At 67.1% G+C, this 21,691-nt stretch carries 17 protein-coding genes and 1 tRNA gene; 10 read left to right on the top strand and 8 right to left on the bottom strand.

Annotated features, from left to right (window positions below):
* Positions 1-472 precede the first annotated feature (472 nt).
* The 3 genes from C8K36_RS22905 to C8K36_RS22895 are packed head-to-tail and all read right to left on the bottom strand — an operon-like array spanning position 473 to position 3,547.
* A complete protein-coding gene (locus C8K36_RS22905) occupies positions 473-709 on the bottom strand; it encodes a YncE family protein (protein WP_107987334.1) in 237 nt (78 codons plus the stop codon).
* Position 710: 1 nt separating this feature from the next.
* On the bottom strand, positions 711-2,177 hold the full coding sequence (locus tag C8K36_RS22900) for a pyridoxal phosphate-dependent decarboxylase family protein (RefSeq protein ID WP_107987332.1): 1,467 nt from the start codon (positions 2,175-2,177) through the stop codon (positions 711-713).
* Complete coding sequence (locus C8K36_RS22895; RefSeq protein WP_107987330.1) at positions 2,177-3,547, bottom strand: MFS transporter; 1,371 nt, start codon at positions 3,545-3,547, stop codon at positions 2,177-2,179. The genes C8K36_RS22900 and C8K36_RS22895 overlap by 1 nt, the downstream gene beginning before the upstream one ends.
* A 184-nt stretch (positions 3,548-3,731) precedes the next feature.
* Between C8K36_RS22895 and C8K36_RS22890 the strand changes: the two genes are divergently transcribed.
* Positions 3,732-4,547 (top strand): metal-dependent hydrolase, encoded by an 816-nt coding sequence (locus tag C8K36_RS22890; protein WP_107987328.1) that lies wholly within the window; start codon positions 3,732-3,734, stop codon positions 4,545-4,547.
* A gap of 48 nt (positions 4,548-4,595) precedes the next feature.
* Here C8K36_RS22890 and C8K36_RS22885 read toward each other — a convergent pair whose 3' ends face one another.
* Complete coding sequence (locus tag C8K36_RS22885) at positions 4,596-5,705, bottom strand: hypothetical protein (RefSeq protein WP_107987326.1); 1,110 nt, start codon at positions 5,703-5,705, stop codon at positions 4,596-4,598.
* A gap of 288 nt (positions 5,706-5,993) precedes the next feature.
* On the opposite strand from C8K36_RS22885, the gene C8K36_RS22880 reads away from it, so the two are divergent.
* The 3 genes from C8K36_RS22880 to C8K36_RS22870 all read left to right on the top strand — a co-directional run bounded on the left by C8K36_RS22880 (position 5,994) and on the right by C8K36_RS22870 (position 9,523).
* On the top strand, positions 5,994-7,748 hold the full coding sequence (locus tag C8K36_RS22880) for a cholesterol oxidase substrate-binding domain-containing protein (RefSeq protein ID WP_107987350.1): 1,755 nt from the start codon (positions 5,994-5,996) through the stop codon (positions 7,746-7,748).
* A 53-nt stretch (positions 7,749-7,801) separates the two neighbouring features.
* The gene (locus tag C8K36_RS22875) at positions 7,802-8,257 is read left to right on the top strand and encodes a hypothetical protein (protein ID WP_107987324.1); all 456 of its coding nucleotides are present in this window, start codon (positions 7,802-7,804) and stop codon (positions 8,255-8,257) included.
* A 393-nt stretch (positions 8,258-8,650) separates the two neighbouring features.
* A complete protein-coding gene (locus C8K36_RS22870; protein WP_107987322.1) occupies positions 8,651-9,523 on the top strand; it encodes an alpha/beta fold hydrolase in 873 nt (290 codons plus the stop codon).
* A 75-nt stretch (positions 9,524-9,598) separates the two neighbouring features.
* On the opposite strand, the gene C8K36_RS22865 is transcribed toward C8K36_RS22870, so the two are convergent.
* From C8K36_RS22865 to C8K36_RS22855, 3 genes are all read right to left on the bottom strand, one after another.
* Positions 9,599-10,639 carry an ABC transporter substrate-binding protein gene (locus C8K36_RS22865; protein ID WP_107987320.1) on the bottom strand — a complete coding sequence of 347 codons (1,041 nt, stop codon included), beginning with the start codon at positions 10,637-10,639 and terminating at the stop codon, positions 9,599-9,601.
* Positions 10,640-10,753: 114 nt separating this feature from the next.
* Positions 10,754-10,827, bottom strand: a tRNA-Pro gene (locus tag C8K36_RS22860).
* Positions 10,828-10,881: 54 nt separating this feature from the next.
* Positions 10,882-11,862 (bottom strand): metallophosphoesterase, encoded by a 981-nt coding sequence (locus C8K36_RS22855; protein ID WP_107987318.1) that lies wholly within the window; start codon positions 11,860-11,862, stop codon positions 10,882-10,884.
* 64 nt (positions 11,863-11,926) lie between these two features.
* Between C8K36_RS22855 and C8K36_RS22850 the strand changes: the two genes are divergently transcribed.
* On the top strand, positions 11,927-12,403 hold the full coding sequence (locus C8K36_RS22850) for a GatB/YqeY domain-containing protein (protein WP_107987316.1): 477 nt from the start codon (positions 11,927-11,929) through the stop codon (positions 12,401-12,403).
* Positions 12,404-12,457: 54 nt separating this feature from the next.
* Here the strand turns inward: C8K36_RS22850 and C8K36_RS22845 are convergent, their stop codons facing one another.
* Positions 12,458-13,099, bottom strand: coding sequence for a hypothetical protein (locus C8K36_RS22845; RefSeq protein ID WP_107987314.1), 642 nt, complete (start codon positions 13,097-13,099; stop codon positions 12,458-12,460).
* A gap of 213 nt (positions 13,100-13,312) precedes the next feature.
* Between C8K36_RS22845 and C8K36_RS22840 the strand changes: the two genes are divergently transcribed.
* The 5 genes from C8K36_RS22840 to C8K36_RS22820 all read left to right on the top strand — a co-directional run bounded on the left by C8K36_RS22840 (position 13,313) and on the right by C8K36_RS22820 (position 21,593).
* On the top strand, positions 13,313-14,593 hold the full coding sequence (locus C8K36_RS22840; RefSeq protein WP_107987312.1) for a metal-dependent hydrolase family protein: 1,281 nt from the start codon (positions 13,313-13,315) through the stop codon (positions 14,591-14,593).
* Between the two features lie 157 nt (positions 14,594-14,750).
* Positions 14,751-15,431, top strand: a complete 681-nt coding sequence (locus C8K36_RS22835) for a hypothetical protein (protein ID WP_258195563.1) — start codon at positions 14,751-14,753, stop codon at positions 15,429-15,431.
* A gap of 3 nt (positions 15,432-15,434) precedes the next feature.
* A complete protein-coding gene (locus tag C8K36_RS22830; RefSeq protein ID WP_107987310.1) occupies positions 15,435-17,420 on the top strand; it encodes a YhgE/Pip domain-containing protein in 1,986 nt (661 codons plus the stop codon).
* Between the two features lie 85 nt (positions 17,421-17,505).
* Positions 17,506-18,888: a glutamate decarboxylase gene (locus tag C8K36_RS22825; protein ID WP_107987348.1), complete on the top strand. Its 1,383-nt coding sequence runs from the start codon at positions 17,506-17,508 to the stop codon at positions 18,886-18,888.
* 176 nt (positions 18,889-19,064) lie between these two features.
* Positions 19,065-21,593 carry a LuxR C-terminal-related transcriptional regulator gene (locus C8K36_RS22820; protein ID WP_181319692.1) on the top strand — a complete coding sequence of 843 codons (2,529 nt, stop codon included), beginning with the start codon at positions 19,065-19,067 and terminating at the stop codon, positions 21,591-21,593.
* The last annotated feature ends 98 nt before the right edge of the window (positions 21,594-21,691 follow it).

Raw genomic sequence — 21,691 nt, 5'->3', positions numbered from 1 at the left:
GGGGCACAGGTAAGTATCCCGGCCTGATGGCCGGTCTGTTCAAGTGAATCCCCTTGGGCCCCGGCGCCGTACAGGCGCCGGGGCCCACGTCCGTGTGTCATTTTCAGAAGTTGACTGCACGGATGTCAGCAGTGGTGTGCACAGGTCTGCGGTTGTGATCGACCTCGGTAGCGACCGTGTCCGAACGCCATGACCGAAGTCAGGATTCGGACGACAGTCGGCGGTGCTCAGCGTCGAGGTCGTCGTGTTCACGGAGGATTCGTCCGCGTTCCTGACGGCTCAGCTGCCGTAGCTAGATAGCAGGCCCTGGTCTCCGGTGTCGGGGATCAGGGTCAATTCCCATCCTCGACGACCGTCGCTGACGATGGCAGTGGCCCGGCAACACCTGATGGCCCTGGGCGCTGCACCAGCGTTCGAGCGTCCAAGCGTCGTTGCCGACAGATCTCCAAGATCGAAGTCTGCTCCAGGTTCACTACCGCAGCGACAATTGCACATCGGGTTCACGCGGCAGACCCAGTGGTGAAGGGCCGGCACACCAGACAAAGGTGAACCGTGCAGCAGCCACCGAGACCGTGCTGCCGGCGCAATTGGTGACGTAGGCGTGTCGGCCGTCGGGGGTGATTGCCGCTTCTATCAGTCCGGAGCCGACTGGGATGCTGGTGGTGACGAAGTTCTTGGTGGTGCCGATCACCGAAACTGTGCAGGTCACCTCAGGGCTCCAGGAACCGGGCCAGGAACTCGATCAGTAGGCGTTCGGCGACCGGCGCCGGCAGCTCCTCGACGAGCGCGAGGATGTCGGCCTTGGGCCCGTCGAGTCCGGCTTTCGGGTCGAGACCGGCCAGCGCGAGGACCCCGGCGCTGATCTCGCTCGTCAACTCCGCGGGATCGATGAGGGCGGCGGCCTGCACGAACTCGATGGGTGCGCTTGCGCCGGCGACGCCGCGGACCCGGTCCGCGGCCTTGGTGAGCGCGGCGATCAGATCGTCGACGACGGTCTCGGTGACCGGCGTGATCGTCAGGTGGGTGGTGCGGGGCAGGACGGTGCCGTCGGACTGGACGTGCCGCGGCTGCGGCTGCAGCGCCCACCCGTCGCCGCCGGCGGCGTCGGACCAGCGGTGCGGGTCGACGCGGCGCTCGTCGGGCAGGGCGTCGTCCGACGCGATCGCCAGCAGCGGGCTGACGGGATCTCCGACCACGCGCAGGCCCTCGATGCCCTCGATCGTCTCCCGGATCCGCCGTGTCGCGCGGGCCATCGGCGCCACCAGTTCCTCGAACCCCTGCTCGCCCAACGCCTGCGCCACCGCCCACCCGGCCGCGATCGGCATTGCGCTGCGCGAGCCCAGCAGCGTCGGGTTCACCACCGCGTACCCGGGCCAGCGGGTGGTCGCGAACCAGTGCGCGCGATGCCGGTCGCGGTCGCGGAACAACAACAGCGACACACCCTTCGGGGCGTACCCATACTTGTGCAGATCCACCGACAGGCTCGAGACCCCGGGCACCGTCAGATCCCAGCGGCGGTTCTCCGGGTCCGGCCACCACGGCAGCACCCAGCCGCCAATGCAGCCGTCGACGTGCAACGCGACGTCTCGGGCCGCACACAGATCCGCGATCTCGGCGATCGGATCGAGCGCCCCGTGCGGATACGACGGCGCGCTCGCGACCACCAGCGCGACGTCGGGGGACAGGGCGGCGGCCACGTCGTCGGGGCGCAGGCGGGCGGTGACCGGATCGACCGGCAGCACCTCGAGCTTCAGATCCAGCAGGTGCGCCGCCTTGTGGAACGCGGCATGCGCGGTCGCACCGATCAGCAGCGTCGGCCGGTGCTCGGCGCCGGTCCGGGCCCGCCATGTGTCGCGCGCGGACTTCACAGCGAGCGTGCAACTCTCGGTGCCGCCACTCGTGACGCTGCCGACCACGTCGGGATCGCCGCCCGCGAGCACGTCGCGGCCGAGCGCGACGAGGTCCCGTTCCATCGCCGCGATCGACGGGAACGTGGTGGGATCCAACCCGTTCAGTGACTGACCGCGCAGGGCGGCTGCGCCCGCGAGGTCGGAGAGTTCGGCGACGCCCGGGTCGTACACGTACGACAGCAGACGTCCACCCGACGTCGGGGCGTCCGCGGCGCGCAGTGCGTCGAGGCGGGCGAGGATCTCGGTGGGCTCGAGTCGGAACTGCATCAGTGGTTTCCGTTCTGTGCGTGGGCGTCCTCGACGGCGAGTCGATAGCGCGCGAGCGCGGCGACGCTGAGGGCGGTGAGGATCGCGGGGGCGGCCGAGAAGGCGAGGATGATGCCGTCGAGTGCAGTCGCGGACTGAGCGGCGTGCTCGTCGCCGGTGGAGGAGACGAACCCGGTGACGGCGAGGATCGCGAGCACCAGCGCGGGACCGAGTGCGAGCCCGATGGTTTCGACGGCCGTCCACACGCCGCTGAACACCCCGGCGCGTGCGGTGCCGTTCTCGGCACGCTCGTGATCGCTGATGATATCGGGCAGCATCGACATCGGCAGCATCTGCATGCCCGCGTAGCCGACACCGCCGAGCGCCACGACGGCGTACACCCACCATCCGGTGCCGGCCAGCAGACCCAGCAGCGCGACGGAGGCGATCAGGAACATCGCCGACGCCAGCAGGTACGTCCGGCGCTTGCCCCAGGCCCGGACCAGCTTGGACCACAACGGCATCACTGCGATCGCCGGACCGACCAGCGCCGCGAACAGGATCGACACCGAATCCTCGTTGCCGAGCACGTACGTGGCCACGTACTGCGCACCGGCGAGCATCGTGCCCGTCGCGAGGGCCTGGAGCGCGAACGCCGCCAACAGCGCCCGGAACGGCGCGCTCGACCGGACGACGAGCAGCGACGCGGCGAACGACACGTTCTCGTCACCATCGGACACGGTCGGCGGGTTGATCGGCGCCACCCGGGACGCCGCGAACATGCCGAGCCCCAACACGATGCCGGCCACGACACCCATCACCAGATAACCCCAGTGCCCGCCACCACCGAGTTCACGGAGTTGGGGGCCGCCCGCGCCGAACAGCAGGATCGCGACCGCGAGAATGGCCACACGCCATGCCATCAGGCGGGCCCGCTCGTGGTAGTCGTCGGTCAGCTCGGCGGGCAACGCGATATAGGGAACCTGGAAGAGGCTGAACGCCACCGCCGACGCGATGAACGCCACCGCCACCCACACCGCACCGGCGCCCGCGCCGACGCTGTCGGGCACGGCGAAGGTGAGGGCGAAGAAGATCGGCAGCAGTGCCGCGCCGACCGTGAGGAACCGGCGTCGGCTGCCGGTCCGCCGGGCCGAGGCGTCGCTCCACCCGCCGATCGCCGGATTGAGGAACACGTCGAGGGCCTTGGGCGCGAACACCACGACGGTGGCCAGCGCGGCCGCGACCCCGAGCGTGTCGGTGAGGTAGTACGCCAGCACGAGGCCGGGCAGGGTCGCGAAGCCGCCGGTGCCGACCGACCCCAGCGCGTAGCCGCGGATGGTCGCGGCGCTGAGCCGTGGGGGCGACGCCGTGGAGGTGCTGGGGGCCGTCATGGCGTCAATGTAGGCCAGCGACCTGGCGGAAGACGCTGTGTCGGCGGCGTGTCGGAGGTCGTTGCTAGCGTCTTACGTGAGGGGTCCGAGGCGGTCACGTCGGACCCCTTCGCTGTTGCTGCTCTGTTGTTGCTGCTCTGTTGTTGGTGCTCTGTTGTTGGTGCTCGAAAGGTGCTGTCTCCACATGGTGATGGGTGCAACCCATGCAATGTCCGGTGCTGTCGTCGGCCTCGCCGTCGCGGATCTCCTCCCGACCGATTGGGGTGGGCCCACGTCCACCGCCGAGACGTTCGCGTTTGCGGGCGTGTGCGCCGGCGCCGCGCTGTTACCGGATCTCGATACCAACCAGTCCACGGTCGCGCGTTCGTTCGGACCGATCTCGCGGGCTCTCGCCGCGGGCATCGACACGCTGTCCCTCGGCGTCTACCGGGTGACGAAGGGGCGCAAGGACGCCAACCGACGAGGTGGGCATCGCACGTTCACCCACACCGCGCTGTTCGCGATCGGCCTCGGGGCCGGCATCTCGGCGCTGGTGGGACAGTTCGGTCGCCCCGCCATCATCGTCACGCTCTTCTTCACTCTGGGCCTCGCGCTGCGGGGACTGTTCGGGGGCTGGGCGCGGGACAAGGGATGGCTCATCGTCACCGCCGTGTCCGCGTTCCTGTCGATCCTGACGTGGCAGTGGTTTCCGGACCAGGTGGGCTCGACGGGACTCGGGGTTGCGGTCGCGCTGGGGTGTGCGACGCATTGCCTCGGCGACATGATCACCAAGGAAGGGGTGCCGTTCCTGGCGCCGTTCGTCCCCCTCGGCGGTCGCCGGTGGTGGGAACTGCGCTTGCCGTCGTTCCTCGCGATCCGTGCCGGCGGTGGGTTCGAACGCGCCTTCCTCGGTCCGGCGTTGACGCTCGTGGCGGTCGGTCTCGCGGTGTGGGCGGTGGACGGGGCACCCGAGGCGATCACCGACGCCCTGCGGAACTCCGTTCAGACGGGGGGCGAATAGGCCGGAAGCCACCCCGAAGGGTGGCTTCCGACGTTCGACTGCCCGGAACTATGCGCGCGCACCGTCGAAGTAGCCCTCGAACCCGCTCGGTGCGTGGGGGCCGATGGCGAGCTGTTCGAGGACGCCCAGGCCCTGCCGGTCGCCCCACTGCACCCGCATGACCTGCTGGACATGGATGTTCTCCGCGGCCGTGTTGTCGAGGTCCTCGACGGCGAACTCCTCACCGCCGACGGCGAAGTCGCCGTGCCAGTTGCCGTGGCCCCAGGTCGGGTGGGAATAGCCCACACCCCGCTGCCGGAAGGTGAGCAGCGGCTCGAGTTCGATCCGGCCGGCGTCCCCGTCGCCGCCGCGCACCTGCAGCGTCGCCCCGTCCGAACGTCGCAGACCAGGCGCCCAACGGATCTCGTGCTCGACGTGCACGTGCGTGACGGGCAGATCCGCGCCGACGACCGGACCGTCGTCGCCGATCACCGGCAGCACCACCGATGTCTCCGCCCAGCGGGAACCGCGTTCGTCCTCGAACACCATGTAGTGCAGGCACTGGTCCTCGAAGTGCAGCGGTGCGTACAAGAAGAACACCTGGTGCTTGCGGGCCTGGGGTGCCGCCGGTGCGGGCTGGCCAACCGGCCGGATGCCCCACGAGCGGTCCTTGGTCCCGAAGACCCGGCGGTCCAGCGAAATGTTCTCGTCGCCGCTGCGCAGCGTGCCGCTCCAGGTGCCGAGCTGGGTGAGGCGGGTGACGTCCATCATCAACGACGAGCCGGAATGCATTGTCTGCCGAGGCTCTTCGTGGGCCGACGTGCGGGCCCGGTAGGTGAGGTCGGCGACCAGGCCGAACTCCTCGGCGTCCACCCTGATGCGGTTCACGCGCAGCGGCTCGACGACCTCGATGCTGATCGGCCCGATCTTGGTCTCGGTGCGGTCGAGGGGGGCGAGTCCGGAGGCGAACACCGAGCGCTGCACCCCGTTGTGGACGACGCTGAACGACGCGTCGATGATGCCGCGGTTGGGGTAGACCCCGAGTCCGACCGCGAAGTAGACGTCCTCGGCGTAGCCGTTGAACCAGTAGCGGTCGTAGTGGTTGGGGTGCCCGTCGCCCGCGTGCGCGACCGGCAGCGGGGTCTGGTGGATGGGGTAGTCGTCGAAGGGCGTCAGCACAGCACGCCTCCGGCCTCGACGAACGTGCACTCAGCCGTCACTGCGTCTCCCTGGAATCAGGTTTCATTTTCTGCGGACAGTAACGAGGGGTTGTGCCGCCGTCAACGCGCAGGTCCCGCTGAGCCGACGAATATTACGGAACCACTGGCATCGGAACGGAACCTGTTCTAGTTTGACTCCCAGAGTGCGCGGCGAGCCGATGCGGCCGCCTTCCCTGACGAGACGATCGGAGTCGAACCCGTGGATGCTGAGCGGAGCAAGAACACGACGGGCACGCCGCGGAACGAGGTGTCCCGCAGGGGCTTCCTCGGTCGGGCTGCAGGGGTCGCGGCCGGTGCCGCGGCGCTGACCGGGATCGGATGGACCCCGGCGTTCGCGTTACCGCCGGCCGGTTCCGCCGGATCGGGTGGTGGTCCGGTCTCCAACCTCCCGGTCCCGCCCGCGTTCCCGCAGGACATCCCGCTGTCGCAGCAGGGCTACGTCAACTGGGCCAAGGACATCCGTTTCGATGCCGTGTGGACCGCGACGGCCCGCACCCCGGACGACGTCGTCCGGATCGCGAACTGGGCCAAGGATAACGGCTTCCGGGTCCGCGCGAAGGGCACCATGCACGGCTGGAGTCCGCTCACCGTCGTACCCGGCGAGAACGTCGAGAAGATGCTCCTCGTCAACACGATGACCCACCTGAACGGGGTGAGCGTGAACCCGGCCGGTACGCCGGCGACCGTGACGGCCGGCGGCGGCGCCAGTCTCGAATCGATTCTCACTGCGCTGCAGGAACACGGCCTCGGGTGGGCGAACTCGCCCGCGATCGGTGACCTCTCGATCGCCGGCATCCTCGCGATCGGCGCGCACGGCGCCACCTATCCGGCGGCGGGAGAGACGGTCACACCCGGCCAGTCGTTCGGGTCGCTGTCCAATCTCGTCACCGCGATGACGGCGGTGGTGTGGGACGACGCCACCGACCGTTTCGTGCTGCGCGACTTCACCCGCGCCGATCCCGAGATCACCGCACTGCTCACCCACCTGGGTCGCAGCTTCGTCACCTCGGTGACCCTCCAGGCCGGTGCGAACACCCGCCTGCGCTGCCAGAGCATCATGGATATCCCGTGGCAGGAGATGTTCGCGCCTACCGGATCCCCGGGCCGGACCTACGAGCGATTCGTCGATCAGTCGGGCCGCGTCGAGGCGATCTGGTTCCCGTTCACCGACAAGCCGTGGCTCAAGATCTGGAGCCCGTCGCCGGTGAAGCCGCCGGAGTCCCGGGAAGTGTTCGGGCCCTACAACTACTTCTTCACCGACAACCTCCCCGAACCGCTCACCGACCTGCTGGGCCAGGTGGCGGCAGGCATCCAGGCCGCCACCCCGGCGTTCGGTATCGGGCAGCTGGTGGCGGTACAGGCGGGACTCGCACTCACCGACACCGACGACCTCTGGGGCTGGTCCAAGGACGTGCTGTTCTACTTGCGGCACACCACGATGCGGGTCACCGCGGGCGGCGGCGTCGTCGTCACCAAGCGTGCCAACATCCAGCGGGTCATCAACGAGTTCACCACGTGGCACAACGGCCGGATGTCGGCGCTGGCGGCGGAGGGGAAGTATCCGATCAACGGCCCCTTCGAGGTTCGCATGTGCAAGGTCGACGACCAGGCGGAGGTGCTCGTCGAGTCCGCAGGCCCGCCGAACCTGTCGGCGGTGCGTCCACGCCCGGATCATCCCGAGTGGGACACCTGCATCTGGATGAACGTCGTCACCCTCCCCGGCACGCCGGGCGCCGGCGAGTACTTCCGTGAGATGGAACGCTGGATGGCGCAGCACTATTCGGGGGACTACGCGACGTTCCGTTCGGAGTGGGCCAAGGGCTGGGCCTTCACCGACCAGGGCGGCCACCGGGACGACGAATGGCTCACCCAGACCCTCCCGGCCGCCTACACCCAGGGGATCCCGGCGTCGGGCAACTTCGCGGCCGCTCGGGCGTCCCTCAACGCGCACGATCCGCACCGCGTCTTCGCCAACAGCTTCCACGATCGGCTGCTGCCGTAACCCGGCCGCGGTGTCGGCTGTAACGGTGGCCCTCCCGTAGTAGACCAAAGGGTATGAAAAATTCCCGAATTATCCGGACCGTCTCCCTCTCGGCGGTCATGCTTGCCGCCGCCGCGGCCTGGGGTGCCCCCTCGGCCGCGGCGGACGTCACCGATGTCACGGTCCTGCCGGGGCTGAGCGTCGGACCCACGACCCCGTACGGCGCCGGGTGCACGTATCTCGTGGTGGCCAGGACCGCGGACTCGGAGTGGACGCCGAGCGACCAAGGCGTCGGGATCGTCGACTACAACCGTGCGTCGACGTTCTTCCCGCACGAGTTTGCGTGGGACCACATCTCGCCCTACTGGCAGAACCCGGTGATCTTCGACCACGCCTTCACATTCTGGACCCCCACGGCCCCGGGCGAACACGCGATCATGGCGTACCAGACGTCGGCGGGCGGGCCCGTGGAGAAGGTCACGGTCAACCCTGCGATACCACTCGGGCCGCTCTGTCTCGTCGCGCCCTGAACAGTCCGTGAGCTCTGTCCGGTAGCCCCGGGTGGGGTCGAATTCGCTTGGGTCAGTTGTGGTTACCGGTGGGGTTGATCCGGCCACGACGAGGTCGAATCATGACGCAGAACACTTCCTGTACTGCCCGGAATAGCACCGCGGCGGTCGCTGTTGTTCAGTACGGATCGGCGGCTCCGTGTCCCCCGGGCTCAATTTGACCGCCTCCGCAGAGTTCCGTTCGGCTGGAGCTGCGTTGCGCCTTTCGCCGTGAGGCGACCGAGTCGCCGGTCCGCTACGCCTGGGATGACGCCGTGCCCGCGTCGTGCTCGCGTGGGAGAATCGGACGGGTCGAGTCGTTTGTGGGTGCGTTCGACGCTTTCTGCTGGTCGAAGGGCGAGACGGGAGGGCACAGTGGTGTCTGACGAGCTCGAGTCCGTGGTCCTGCACGGCGACGTTCTGAGGTTCGTCGACGTCGGTTCCGGACCTCCGGTGGTGCTTGTGCACGGTCTACTCGGTTCCCACGAATCGTGGGGTCCGCAGATCGGCAACCTGTCGGAGAAGTACCGAGTCATTGCCCCAGACCTCTTCGGTCACGGGCAATCCGACAAACCGCCCGGCGACTACTCGTTGAGTTCCCACGCAGCCACCCTTCGGGACCTGATGGAGCATCTCGGAATCGCCTCGGCGTCGTTCGTGGGTCATTCGCTCGGCGGCGGAATCGTGATGCAGCTGACGTACTTGTTTCCCGAGCGAGTCGCCGGTCTGTGTCTGGTGGGCAGTGGCGGACTCGGACCCGAGGTCAGCCTGCTCCTCAAGGCAGCTACCCTGCCCGGCAGCGAGCTGGTACTGCCCGTCCTGGCTTCCGACTGGGTTCGGCGCAACACCGAGGGCGTGCTCGATCAGTTGGGCAGGCATCTGGGCCGGTTCGGATTCCCCGCGCAGCCGAGTCGCAGTGCCGCGGAAACCTGGCGGACGTTCAAGACGGTGTCCGACAAGCCGACCAGAGATGCATTCCTCGCATCCACCCGCGCGGTCGTGGGACTGCGCGGTCAGACGGTCAGTGCCGCGCAGCACTTTCCGAGGTTCGAATCGCTTCCGTCGCTTCTGGTATGGGGTGGCAAGGACAGAATGATCCCGGCCTCGCACGCAGACAACCTCCGTCGCGTAGTTCCCCGTAGTCGTGTCGAGATATTCCCTCGCGCAGGGCACTTTCCTCAGCTGGACGAACCGGAGCTGTTCTTCCGCGTGCTCGACCGGTTCCTCGAAGAGGATGTGGCCGGCTAGAGGAGAGCCGAGGAGCTGCGCAACGACGAGGCCCGACACCGAAATCGGTGCCGGGCCTCGTTGTGGGTGGAACGGTTACTGCTTGCCGCCCAACAGGTTCTGCAGGTCGTCGAGCACGATCATCGCGCCGGTCGGGCCCAGGGCGAGGAACCACGTCTCGTCGGAGACGGGAACGGCCTTGCCGTTCTTGACGGCACTCATGCCGGACCACAGCGGCCCGCCCAGGACCTGGGCCTCGGCGGTGGTGTCGGGCTTGCCGTAGGTGGAGTAGAAGATCCAGTCGCCGTCGGCCTGCGTGATGGTCTCGGGGCTCACCTCGACGGCCAGCTCGTCGATGTTCTGGAGGTCGGGGCGACGCAGCCCGACGTCCTGCAGGATCACGCCGATGAACGACAGGTTGCCGTACAGGCGAGTCTTGCCGCTCATGAAGCGCACCAGCGAGATCGACGGATCGCCCTGGATGCCGTCCCGGACCTCGTCGGCACGGGTCTGGTAGTCGTTGAGCACCGAGTCGGCCTTCGTCTCCTCACCGAGGGTGTCGGCGACGAGCAGGAAGTTCTCCTTCCACGGGAAGCCGGGACGGATGCTGAACACCGTCGGCGCGATCTCCGCCAGCCGCGGGTACGTCTTGTCGGCGCGCAGCTTGCTGCCGAGGATCAGGTCGGGCTGCAGCGCGACGATGGCCTCGAGGTTGAGGTTGTTGGTGGTGCCCACGTCGGGAACGCCCGCCAGCTTGTCCGCCAGGTACGACGGCTGCCCCGCGGCGCCCTCGGGGCTCGCGATGCCGACCGGCGTGATGCCGAGCGACAGGACGTCGTCGAGTTCGCCGCCGTCGAGCACGACCACGCGCTCGGGCTTCTTCTCGATGACGGTCTCGCCGAGCGCGTGCGTGACGGTGCGCGGGAACTGACCGGGCTGCGCGTCGCTGCCCAGTTCCGCGGTCGCGGTGTCGGCAGTGGCGAACAGGCGGCCGCCCGTCGCGACGTCGGTGTTGCCGGCCGGGCCGTCGGCGGCGGTGTCGGAGGAGCCGCACGCGGTGGCGGCGAAGACGGTCGCGAGGGCGACCATCGCAACGCGAACCGAGGTTCGCTTGCGCAGGGAGGTTCGAACGAACATTAGGTCAGGCTAGCCTGCGGGTTCGGTGAACTTTCCGGCGGGACGGCATGGCGGCCGATGTAAAGAAAAAGACCCGGTCCGAGTGATCGGACCGGGTCTTTCTGTTCTTCACTGTCGGGGTGGCGGGATTTGAACCCACGACCTCTTCGTCCCGAACGAAGCGCGCTACCAAGCTGCGCCACACCCCGTGTTGAACCTCGGTTAGCTTACATGACCGATCTCGCGGGGGTTAAATCGGCTGGTCAACGGCCCAAAACGGCACTTTCGACGGCGGCTGAGCCGCGACCGGACCTGGTCTCCTCGCGCGGTGCGGGGACGAGTGTCAGGAGCGTTGCCTCGGGACGGCAGCAGAATCGCGCCGGCGCGTACGGCGAGGTACCGATGCCGGCGGACACGTGCAGGCGCGTGTGCGCACCCCACCGCGACGGGCCCTTCACCCGCGAACGGTCGAGCTGGCAGTTGGTGACGAGCGCGCCGTAGAACGGCAGGCACAGCTGGCCGCCGTGGGTGTGGCCCGCGAGGATCAGGTCGTAGCCGTCGTCGGCGAAGCGATCGAGGACGCGCGGCTCGGGGGAGTGCGTGATGCCCAGCTTGAGCTGTGCCAGCGGGTTCGGCGGGCCGGCGATCGTGTCGTAGCGATCCCGCTTCAGGTGCGGGTCGTCGACACCGGCTGCGTCGATCCGCACGCCGGCGACCTCGAGTTCGCGGTGCATGTGGGTGACGTCGAGCCAGCCGCGCTCGGTGAACGCGGCCCGCAGATCTGCCCACGGCAACGGCGCGCCGTGGACCCGGCGGTGCTCCTTCTTGAAGTACTTCAAGGGGTTCTTCGGCTTGGGCGCGAAGTAGTCGTTGCTACCGAACACGAACAGGCCGGGACGGGCCAGCAGGCCGCCCATCGACTGCACGACGGCCGGGACCGACTTCAGATGCGAGAGGTTGTCGCCGGTGTTGACCACCAGGTCCGGGTCGAGACGATCCAGCTCGCGCAGCCAGTTCTGCTTGAGTTTCTGGTTCGGCATCATGTGTAGATCGCTGATGTGCAGCACCCGCAGAGTCGCCGAGCCGGGCGCCAGGACCGGCATCGTGGCCTCGCGCAAAGTGAAGGCGTTGCGCTCGATGAGCGAGGCATAGCCGATGCCCAGTGCGGCGGCGCCCGCGGTGGCGAGCGCGGCACGATTCAGGGTGCTGCGGTGGGGGAGGCGGCGATACAGATCAGACACCATTTCAGAATACGGGTGTCTGCAATGAAGGTGCAGGACACCGCACCGGGCGCGTACCGTTCGGCGCATGGCCGACACCGCTCCCACCCTCAAATCCACGCTCCGCGCCGACCTCACCGCCGCGATGAAGGCGAAGGACACACTGCGACTCGCGACGCTGCGCATGATCATGGCCGCGATCCAGACCGAGGAGACGTCCGGCAAGGAAGCCCGCGAGCTCACCGACGACGAGGTCGTCAAGGTGCTGGCCAAGGAATCGAAGAAGCGCGGCGAGGCCGCAGAGTTCTACACCGAGGCCGGGCGCGGCGAACTCGCCGCCAACGAGCGGGCCGAGGCCCAGGTCATCGACGAGTACCTGCCGACGCCGCTCACCGACGCGGAACTCGCCGATGTCGCGGACACCGCGATCGCACAGATCGCCGAGGAGATCGGCGAGCGCCCCGGCATGCGGCAGATGGGTCAGGTCATGAAGGCCGCCACGGCTATCGCCGCCGGCAAGGCCGACGGCTCGCGCATCTCCAAGGCGGTCAAGGACCGGCTGTAGGTTTCATACAAACCGGCTTCCCCGCCTCGTGATCGGCTGCGTCCGCGCGCCCGGTCACGAGGCGGTTGTCATTGCGGGCACCGCCGTCGGACGGCTGCCGAGGTAGAGAGCCGAGGCGGCGAGGAAACACACGGCCCCGACGAAGGTGCCGACGTTGGCGAGATTCGGGTCGAGGCTCGTGCCGTCCTGCAGGATGAAGGCCCCGGCAGCGGACACGCCGAAGGCGATGGAACCGAGTGTGTTCAGCCAGACGCTCTGCCAATCCTTCGAGCGTGGCTCCCAGTAGCTGCCGGCCCGCCGCAGGACGAGCACCGCCAGGCCGCTCGAGACGAGAAACGCGACCGAACCCTCGGCGTTCGGATTCCAGACGAGGTGCATGTCGCCCTTGATCGTGTGTGCGTGCAGGGCGGCGCCGGTGCTGATGTTGAACAGGATGGTGCCGAGGAACTGAATTGCGGCGGACAGCCACACCGCGCGGATCGCGGTACCTCGTTCGTCGGAGGTCGTCGCCGAACCGCTGAGTATCAACTGGACGAAAGCCGCGGCGGTGAAGAACCACGAACCGACGAAGAACGCGGTGTTTGCGCCCGCCGTGCCCAGCAGCACCGACAGTCCGGGAGCGGAGCCCAGGGCGAAGAGCGCTGCGCCGATCACGAACCCCCATGACTGCATTCGCAGTGTCGGATGAATCAACATGCGCCGCAGTGTAAATCGAAAGCGAACAAGATTTGGCCCAGTTGCGCAGTGCATCTCGTACGACGTGGTCGGTGGCGCGGCAATCGGCGCGCCTTCCAGCGCTTTCGGGGCGGCGGGACGATGGCCGAGGACGGGTGATATTGGGGATGAGGTTGGGGCCGGAAGCGTTCGTTCCGCGAACGATGTCCGAAAGGCGCTGCTAGCGTCCCGGAGATGACGGCCACCTCGGAGACCAGTAATCGTCTGCTGTTCCGTAACGTTCGTGTGTTCGACGGATCATCGGCAGATCTTGTCAGTGGTGACGTGCTCATCGACGGCACCTTCATCGCAGCAGTCGCGGAGTCGCCCGTCGGCGATGATCCGGCCAGGAAGACGACCGTCGTGGACGGCGGTGGCCGGGTCCTCATGCCGGGCATGAGCGACGCCCACGTACACCTCGTCGGCAATGCCAACTCCTACATCGACATGGTGATGGGCACGGAGGCCCACATTGCGCTCAACGGACTCGCGGAAGCGAGGAACATGCTGCACCGCGGCTTCACCGCCGTGCGCGACATGGCGGGTGACACCGGCAGCATCAAGTCGGTGATCGATCGCGGGCTCTTCGAAGGTCCGCGGATCTATCCGTCCCAGGCGGCGATCTCCCAGACGGGCGGACATGGCGACTTCGGCTTCGTGTACGAGTGTCCGACTGCGCTCGGCGGCAACCAGAGTCGTGCCGAACAGATCGGCTTCATGCGTGTTGCCGACGGCCCGGACCGTGTTCTGGCGGCAGTCCGGGAGCAGTTGAAGAAGGGCGCGTCGCAGATCAAGCTCATGGTCGGCGGTGGCGCCGCGTCGATGTACGACCCCCTGTACACGGTGCAGTTCGTCGACGACGAACTGCGCGCCGCGGTCCACGCCGCCACCGACTACGGCACCTACGTCGCGACTCACGTCTACAACGTCACGGGTATTCGGCGTGCGCTCGATGCCGGCGTCAAGTCGATCGAGCACGGACACCTCGCCGATGAGCCGACCGTTGCGCTCATGGCCGAGAAGGGTGTGTGGTTGTCGATGCAGCCGTTCGCACTCGGCGATCATCACTACCCCGACCCCGAACGTGCCGGCAAGGATCGGGAGATCTGCTCCGGGACGGACCATGTCTACGCCTGGGCGAAGAAGCACGGCGTCAAGACCGCGTGGGGGACCGACCTCCTGCTCGAGCCGCAGTTGGCTCCCCGGCAGAGCGAGATGGCGGCACGCCTCGGAGATCATTACAGCAATCTCGAGGCCCTCCGCATGCTCACCTCCGGCAACGCCGAACTGTTCCGGATGGCCGGCGAGCGGGATCCGTACCGACAGGCCAAGTTCGGAACGATCGAGAAGGGCGCGTGGGCCGACGTGCTACTGGTGGACGGGAACCCGCTCGAGGACCTGAGTCTGCTGGCCGATCCCGCGAAGAACCTGTCGGTGATCGTCAAGAACGGGCAAGTGGTCAAGAACGTCCTGTGACGCTCCCGGCCGGGACGTCGTCGAACTCGAAGTGTCATGCGAATAGCTCTTCTCGAAGTGCCGTCCCTCGGTGACGGCGTGGAAACGGGGGTTCGAGTTGGTCGAGACATTCGTGGAGGGGGAATACACCTCCCGGCAACAGGTAGAGGGGGACCTCGTGTCCGCCAGGGGGATCGAACTGCACGGGCCCTGGGGGCACGTGTTCGGTCCTATCGATCTCGATATCGACAGTGGTGGCGTGACGGTTCTCGCCGCACAGGCGGGCGCGGCACGAACCGCGCTCCTGATGGCGTTGTGCGGCAGGATGCGGCTCACGCGAGGGTCCCTGACCGTGCTCGGGTACGCGAACAAGCCGACCAAGGTGTTCGCCAATTCGGCGATAGCCTGTCTCAACGAGCTCGACGAGGTGCGACCGTCGGTGACGGTCCAAGACCTCGTGACCGAGCAGCTGCGCTGGAATTCGCCCTGGTACAAGCTGGTCCCGCGCGTCGATGAGAGTGGCGTCGAGGAGATGTGCGCCGACGTGTTCGGCGAGATCGAGCGCCCGGCGCCACACGCGTTCGTGGACGACCTCCCTGAGATCCAGCAACTACTTCTTCGCATTGCCGTCGCGAACACCCGTCGTCCACCGCTGTTGGTGGTGGGCCGGTTGGACAAGATCGCGGACGACGACGAGCGGTCTGCTGTGCTGGAACGACTTGTGGCTATCGGCGATTCGCAGTCCGTCATCACGGCGGACGTGAACCCGGTTCCGTCCCACTGCGGCATTCGCGGGGTGGTCGACCTGCACGGTCTCCTCGGCGCCGGGGACATCGGCATCATGACGAAGGCGAGGTGAGCGATGCTTGCCGGTGTCTCACTGGGAAGTGATTCGAAGCGATACTTCCGCGGAACGATGCCGCGGATCGCGATCTTCACGATCATCCTCATGCCGCTCCTGTACGGGGCCATGTATCTGTGGGCCTTCTGGAATCCGTTCGGCGCGGTGGACAAGATTCCGGCTGCGATCGTCAACAGCGACACCGGACTCACCGCGGACGGCCAACGCGTCGACGCGGGCGACCAAGTGGTCACGTCGCTGATCGAATCCGGTCAACTCGACCTCGACGAGGTCTCGGCAGAGAAGGCTGCCGAGGGACTCTCCAGCGGAAAGTACTACTACACCATCACGATTCCGGAGAACTTCACCGAGGCCGTCGAGTCTCCCAACGGAGATCATCCGGAGAAAGCCGACCTGATCTTCACGTTCAACGACGCCAACAACTATCTGGCGACCATCATCGGCCAGGACGCGTCGGAGCAGGTCATCAACCAGGTCAACACCACGATCGGTGCGCAGGGCGTGGGGCAGGTCCTCACCGGCCTGGAGAGCGCAGGCACGGGCCTGAAACAGGCGGCCGACGGCGCGGGCCAGCTCGCCGACGGCATCGATACCGCGAAGAGCGGTGCCGATCAGCTCGCCTCGGGTGCGAAGGAGCTGTCGACCAACATGGTCACCGCCCGGGACGGCTCCGCGCAGCTCGCGAGCGGGGCGGCTCAGCTCGCGACGGCCATCGACGGCGTCACAGGGCCGTTGTCGACTGCCCTCGACGGCACCGCGGTGCCCGATCTGGGCGGGCAGGTGGCGCAGCTCCGACAGTCACTGGAGGCCCTCGGCGGCATGCTGCCGCAGGCGCCTCCGCCGTCGACGCCGGGCGTGGTGACGACGGCGATCGACCTGCTGGGCGGAATCCCCGATCCCGTCGTCCAGCGCGCAGTCGCCGCGCTGACGCCGTTGGCGGCACCGCAGCTGCAGAACGACACGGATGCGTTGCGCGCGGAACTGCAACGTCTCGGGGGAGATGCGCGGGAGCTCGAATACCAGCTCACCGATCCCTCCAGCCCTCTGCAGAGCGGCCTGGCGATGCTGCAGAACGGTGGCCTCGCCTCGGATGTACGGCAGTTGCGGGACGGTGCCGACGAACTGAGCAGCGGCGCAAAGACGTTGAACTCGGGCCTCGTCCAGCTGACGGACGGGAGCGTCCAGCTCTCGAGTGGAGCAGGCCAGCTCGCGTCGGGCATGGTGGCGCTACAGGCCGGCTCCGACAAACTCGCGGACGCGCTCGAACAGGGCGCCGGCCAGGTCCCGAGCTGGACAGACGAGCAACGCACCGCGACCGCCGACACACTGTCGACCCCGGTGGCCCTCAAGCAGGACTTCACCAACGTCGCGTCGACCTTCGGGACCGGTTTTGCGCCTTTCTTCCTGTCCCTCGCGCTGTTCGTCGGCGGCATCATCACGTGGATGTTGCTGACACCCTTGCAATCCCGCCCCACCGTTGGAGGCGTCGGACTGTATCGAACGGTACTGGCGTCGTACTGGCCGGCCCTGCTCGTCGGTGTCCTACAGGTGATCGTGATGTACACCGTGGTTCACTTCGGAGTCGGCCTCGACGTCAGGCACGTGCTCGGCACGGTCCTGTTCCTCATGCTTGTATCGGCGACGTACCTCGCGATGATCCAGGCCTTCAATGCGGTGTTCGGGGTTGCGGTCGGCCGTGTCGTGACGCTTGCGTTCCTCATGCTGCAGTTGGTATCCGCGGGTGGCATCTATCCAGTGCCGACAACCGCGAAACCGTTCCAGTACATCCATCCGTTCGACCCGATGACCTATACGGTCAACGGTCTTCGCCAGCTCACCGTGGGCGAACAGGTCGACTCGCGGCTTTGGATCGCGATCGCGGTCCTCGTGGGCATCCTGCTCGCGTCGCTCACCGCGAGCGCCCTGTCCGTCCGGCGCAACCGCCGGTACACGATGGAGCGGCTGTATCCGCCCATCGAGGTCTGAATCGTTCGTGTTGCAACCCGTCAACGAGTTTCCACGTGACCGCGAGCGGTCCGCTGATCACCAGTTCGGAGAAGTGGAGGACAAGATGTCAGACAGCTTTGCCGCCCCAGCAGAAACCCTCGCCCCGGCCTATACCGGCCGACTGGGGACCGATGCGGTCCCTGCCCTACGAATGCCCAAATCGGAAACCGACCCGGAGGCTGCCTACCGGTTCATCCACGACGAGCTCATGCTCGACGGCAGCTCCCGCCTCAACCTGGCGACGTTCGTGACCACATGGATGGATCCGCAGGCCGACCGTCTGATGGCGGAGACGTTCGACAAGAACATGATCGACAAGGACGAGTACCCGGCCACCGCCGAGATCGAGACGCGTTGCGTGAACATGGTGGCCGACCTGTTCCACGCGGAGGGGCTCTCCGAGACCGACCCCGCATCCGCCACCGGTGTATCGACCGTCGGCTCGTCGGAAGCCGTCATGCTCGCCGGATTGGCCCTCAAGTGGCGCTGGCGGCAGGCGCGCACCGACGCGGGTAAGGATGCGAGCCGGCCGAACCTCATTCTCGGCAGCAATGTCCAGGTCGTGTGGGAGAAGTTCTGCCGCTACTTCGATGTCGAGCCCAAGTATCTGCCGATGGCGAAGGGACGCTACGTCATCACTCCGGAGCAGGTGCGCGAGGCTGTCGACGAGAACACCATCGGTGTGGTCGCGATCCTCGGAACCACCTTCACCGGCGAGCTGGAACCGGTCGCGGAGATCGCGCAGGTGCTCGACGAGATCGCAGCCGCCGGCGGCCCCGATGTACCGATCCACGTGGACGGAGCATCCGGTGGGTTCGTCGTCCCCTTCCTGCACCCGGAATTGAAGTGGGACTTCCGGCTTCCGCGGGTGGTCTCCATCAACGTCAGCGGCCACAAGTACGGGATGACCTATCCGGGTATCGGTTTCGTCGTGTGGCGCTCGAAGGACTACCTGCCGGAGGATCTGGTGTTCCGGGTGAACTACCTGGGCGGCGACATGCCGACCTTCACCCTCAACTTTTCCAGGCCGGGTAATCAGGTGGTGGGGCAGTACTACAACTTCATCCGTCTCGGCGTGGCCGGTTACACCCAGATCATGGAGTCGCTACGGGACACCGCCCTGATGCTGTCCGCGGAGATCTCCAAGATCGAGGAGATGAGTATCATCACGGACGGCTCCGCGATTCCGGTCCTCTCGTTCGAAGTGGTCGGTGATCCGGGCTTCACCGTGTTCGACGTCTCGCACGAACTCCGGGCGAGAGGCTTCCAGGTGCCCGCCTACACCATGCCGGCCGATGCGGAAGATGTTGCCGTTCTCCGAATAGTGCTGCGAGAAGGCTTCAGCCGAGATCTGGCGCATCGCCTCGCGGTCGCGATCAACGAGGTGGTCACGACCCTACGGTCCATCCGCGGGGCGGGGCGTTCGGTTCAGGCGTTCGCACACTGACAGCGTCGGCGTGGGGTGGAGCGGTCCCGTCCCACGCCGGCCCTCGGATCGACCGCATGGGGGTGAATCTCACGGGCGTCCCGTTCGTCCGGCAGAGTACGGGTCGGTCGGTCCGACGGGCAGGAGGGGTGATGAAACGAAGCTGTGCGACGGCGAACACGGTCCGAGGGGAGCCGGTGTCTCTCCTTGCGTGGTCCGAAGCGCGGACCGCCGTCCCGCGCCGCGACGAGGTCTTCCGGATCCTGGATGCGGCCGTCGCCACGGCGTCCGCCGCCAAGGTCCTGGTATGTGCGCCGGCGGGAGCGGGCAAGACCACGTTGCTCGAGGCCTGGATCGCGAGTCACGCGGGTTCGGATCCGGCACCGAATGCGGCATGGCTGACGCTCGATCCCGCCGACAACGACGCCGCTCAGCTGCAGCGCAGGGTGCGCGACGCGCTGGTGAGTATCGAGTTGCAGGACGGGACCGGTGTGCTGGTCCTCGACGACACGCACACGGTCACCGACACCGGTGCGCTGGCTCACCTGACCGCCTTCGTCGAGTCGGTACCCGCGCGCATCACGGTGGTCGTGTCGGCTCGCCGTGCACCCGATCTGCCGTGGCCGAAGTACGCATCGGACGGCTCCCTGACGTTTCTCGGCTGTGAAGAGCTTGCCCTGGAGCGGGACTCGATCGCGAGCATCTTCGCAGCCCATCACGGGCCCCTGTCCGAAGACGAATTGGAGACCGTGCTCGAGCTCACCGCCGGGTGGGCCGGCGCCGTCCGCAGCGCGGCACTGCTCGTAGGGTCGGGGGGCGACGTGCGGGGCGACATCACCGCGCTGCTGGGGCGGCCCCAACAGGTGTCCGGGTATGTCGTGGGTGAGATGCTCGCGCAACTTCCTGCGGACCTCGTGCGGTTCGTCCTGTCGACGAGTGTCGTGGAGCGGTTCACGGGAGCGTTGCTCGAGGACCTCGTCGGAGGGAATGCCGATCTGCGCCTGTACGAGTGCGAGCGGTCGGGCATACCGGTGCGGCGCGAGGTAGTCGACGGCGAACTCACCTACTCGTGGCACCCACTCGTGCGGACTCACATGAGAGCGGTTCTGCGAGAATCCGACCCGGAGCATTACGCGGCATTGAACGTTGCTGCCGCCCGCTCGCTCGCCGAGGCCGGACACACCCTCACAGCGTTCACCCAACTGGCGGCGGTGTCGGACGAACACATCATCGAGGACTTCGTCCAGCGGTACGGCCCGGCCGCAGTGTTCGCCGGCCTGGGCGAAACCGTGCTCGAAGCGATCGGCGCCCGCAACGGGCGCCTGTCGTGTGTGCAGCTCCTGCGCGCGCTCGTCGCGCTCGAGGCGAACGATCCGAATGCTGCCCGGGCACATCTTCGCAAGGCTGCTTCTTCACCGGCCGGACGGGTGCTCTCGCCTGCTGCCGGGTGTTTTGCGGCCGCTCTCCGGGTGGAGGCCGACCTGATCGGCGGCGCACCGATTTCGGAAGAAACGATCGAGGCGGTCGAAAACCACCGCGGTACAAAGAGTATCGATCTGGATTGCTACATCCTCGTTCAGTGCGCCGCCGCTCACATGCTGTCCGGGCGGTTCGCTCGAAGTGAGCGTGTGTTGAAAGATGCTTTGGCGCTTGCCGATCTCGGTGGACATCCACGTCTCGTCCTGCGCTGCCTGGCGCGACTGGCGATCCTCGCCGCGATGAGAGGCGAGTTGGTGACGATGTCCTCACGCGCCGAGCATGCCGTCGACTACGCGGCCGAACACGACTTGGCGGAGCGGATCGATGCCGCACAGTGCGCCGCGATCGCATGCATGTGCACGTATCACCGCGGCGAGATCTTGGCGGAAGACAGTCCCCTGCACGGCGCGCTGGCAAACACGGCGGTTCGTGTACGACCGGACGGAACCACCGAGCCGGTGATCGGCAATCATTCGCAAGTCGCGTTCTCGATCGTCCGGGCCCGCTGCCTCCCGGAGACCACCGACGAGGATGTGGATGCTGTCGGTCGAGCAATGCTCGCGGTGATGATGCGCGGCCCGCACAAGGGTTCCACCAGTAACTACGTCGTCACCTCGGTTGCGGTGCTACTGGAATCGGGCAGGTCGGCACTCGCGGAGGACATCGTGCGCGGCGCCTCCGAGATCTTCGGATCGAGCCCGGACGTCCAGGTGGCGCGGGCACTCCTCGCGCTGGATGTGGGGGCCACCGCCATCGCCGAGCGAATCCTGCGCTCGGTCCTCGAATCGGGGCCGCCGCAGTCCCGGATTCTGGCCGTCCAAACCTGGGTGCTCCTCGCCGTGGCCGAGGCCCGCAGCAGGCGCCAGACGGATGCCGTCTCGTCGATCCGGCGGGCGCTCAAGTTGGCGGAAGAGCATGTGATCCTGCGGCCCTTCATGAACTTCGCCGGAGACGTCGCCGAGCTACTGACCGCGATCCGGCCGGGGCAGGGCGTCTCACAGCAGTTCCTGGACGCCGTGCGCTCCAAACTGCTCGTCGTCTCCGCGGGGCGCAATCCCGGCCTGACACCCACCGAGAAACAGGTCCTCGCGCAACTACAGACACGGAGGATGCTCAAGGAGATCGCGAAGGAAATGCACCTGTCCGTGAATACGGTCCGTACCCACGCTCGCAACCTGTATCGGAAGCTGGACGTCTCGAGCCGAGACCAGGCAGTCGAGGCCGCAATCCGGCGCGGCCTGCTCTGACCGATCCGAATGCGGCGTCTGGTCGTTTCTGTCCGTAACGACCGAATCCCCGTGCAAGATCATCATCATGACCGAGGGCTGCTGAGGCCCTCCACGGG

Origin of the sequence: Rhodococcus sp. OK519 (genome assembly GCF_003051005.1) — a bacterium.
GTDB lineage: Bacteria > Actinomycetota > Actinomycetes > Mycobacteriales > Mycobacteriaceae > Prescottella.
The sequence above is the reverse complement of the archived record's forward strand: the minus strand, read 5'-3'. Positions and strand labels throughout refer to the sequence as shown.

Bases quoted from the DNA above. Each gene is read 5' to 3' on its own strand.
- C8K36_RS22900 (WP_107987332.1), bottom strand. From the start codon at position 2,177: ATGCAGTTCCGACTCGAGCCCACCGAGATCCTCGCCCGCCTCGACGCA.
- C8K36_RS22895 (WP_107987330.1), bottom strand. From the start codon at position 3,547: ATGACGGCCCCCAGCACCTCCACGGCGTCGCCCCCACGGCTCAGCGCC.
- C8K36_RS22890 (WP_107987328.1), top strand. From the start codon at position 3,732: ATGGTGATGGGTGCAACCCATGCAATGTCCGGTGCTGTCGTCGGCCTC.
- C8K36_RS22875 (WP_107987324.1), top strand. From the start codon at position 7,802: ATGAAAAATTCCCGAATTATCCGGACCGTCTCCCTCTCGGCGGTCATG.
- C8K36_RS22865 (WP_107987320.1), bottom strand. From the start codon at position 10,639: ATGTTCGTTCGAACCTCCCTGCGCAAGCGAACCTCGGTTCGCGTTGCG.
- C8K36_RS22855 (WP_107987318.1), bottom strand. From the start codon at position 11,862: ATGGTGTCTGATCTGTATCGCCGCCTCCCCCACCGCAGCACCCTGAAT.
- C8K36_RS22850 (WP_107987316.1), top strand. From the start codon at position 11,927: ATGGCCGACACCGCTCCCACCCTCAAATCCACGCTCCGCGCCGACCTC.
- C8K36_RS22845 (WP_107987314.1), bottom strand. From the start codon at position 13,099: ATGTTGATTCATCCGACACTGCGAATGCAGTCATGGGGGTTCGTGATC.
- C8K36_RS22840 (WP_107987312.1), top strand. From the start codon at position 13,313: ATGACGGCCACCTCGGAGACCAGTAATCGTCTGCTGTTCCGTAACGTT.
- C8K36_RS22830 (WP_107987310.1), top strand. From the start codon at position 15,435: ATGCTTGCCGGTGTCTCACTGGGAAGTGATTCGAAGCGATACTTCCGC.
- C8K36_RS22825 (WP_107987348.1), top strand. From the start codon at position 17,506: ATGTCAGACAGCTTTGCCGCCCCAGCAGAAACCCTCGCCCCGGCCTAT.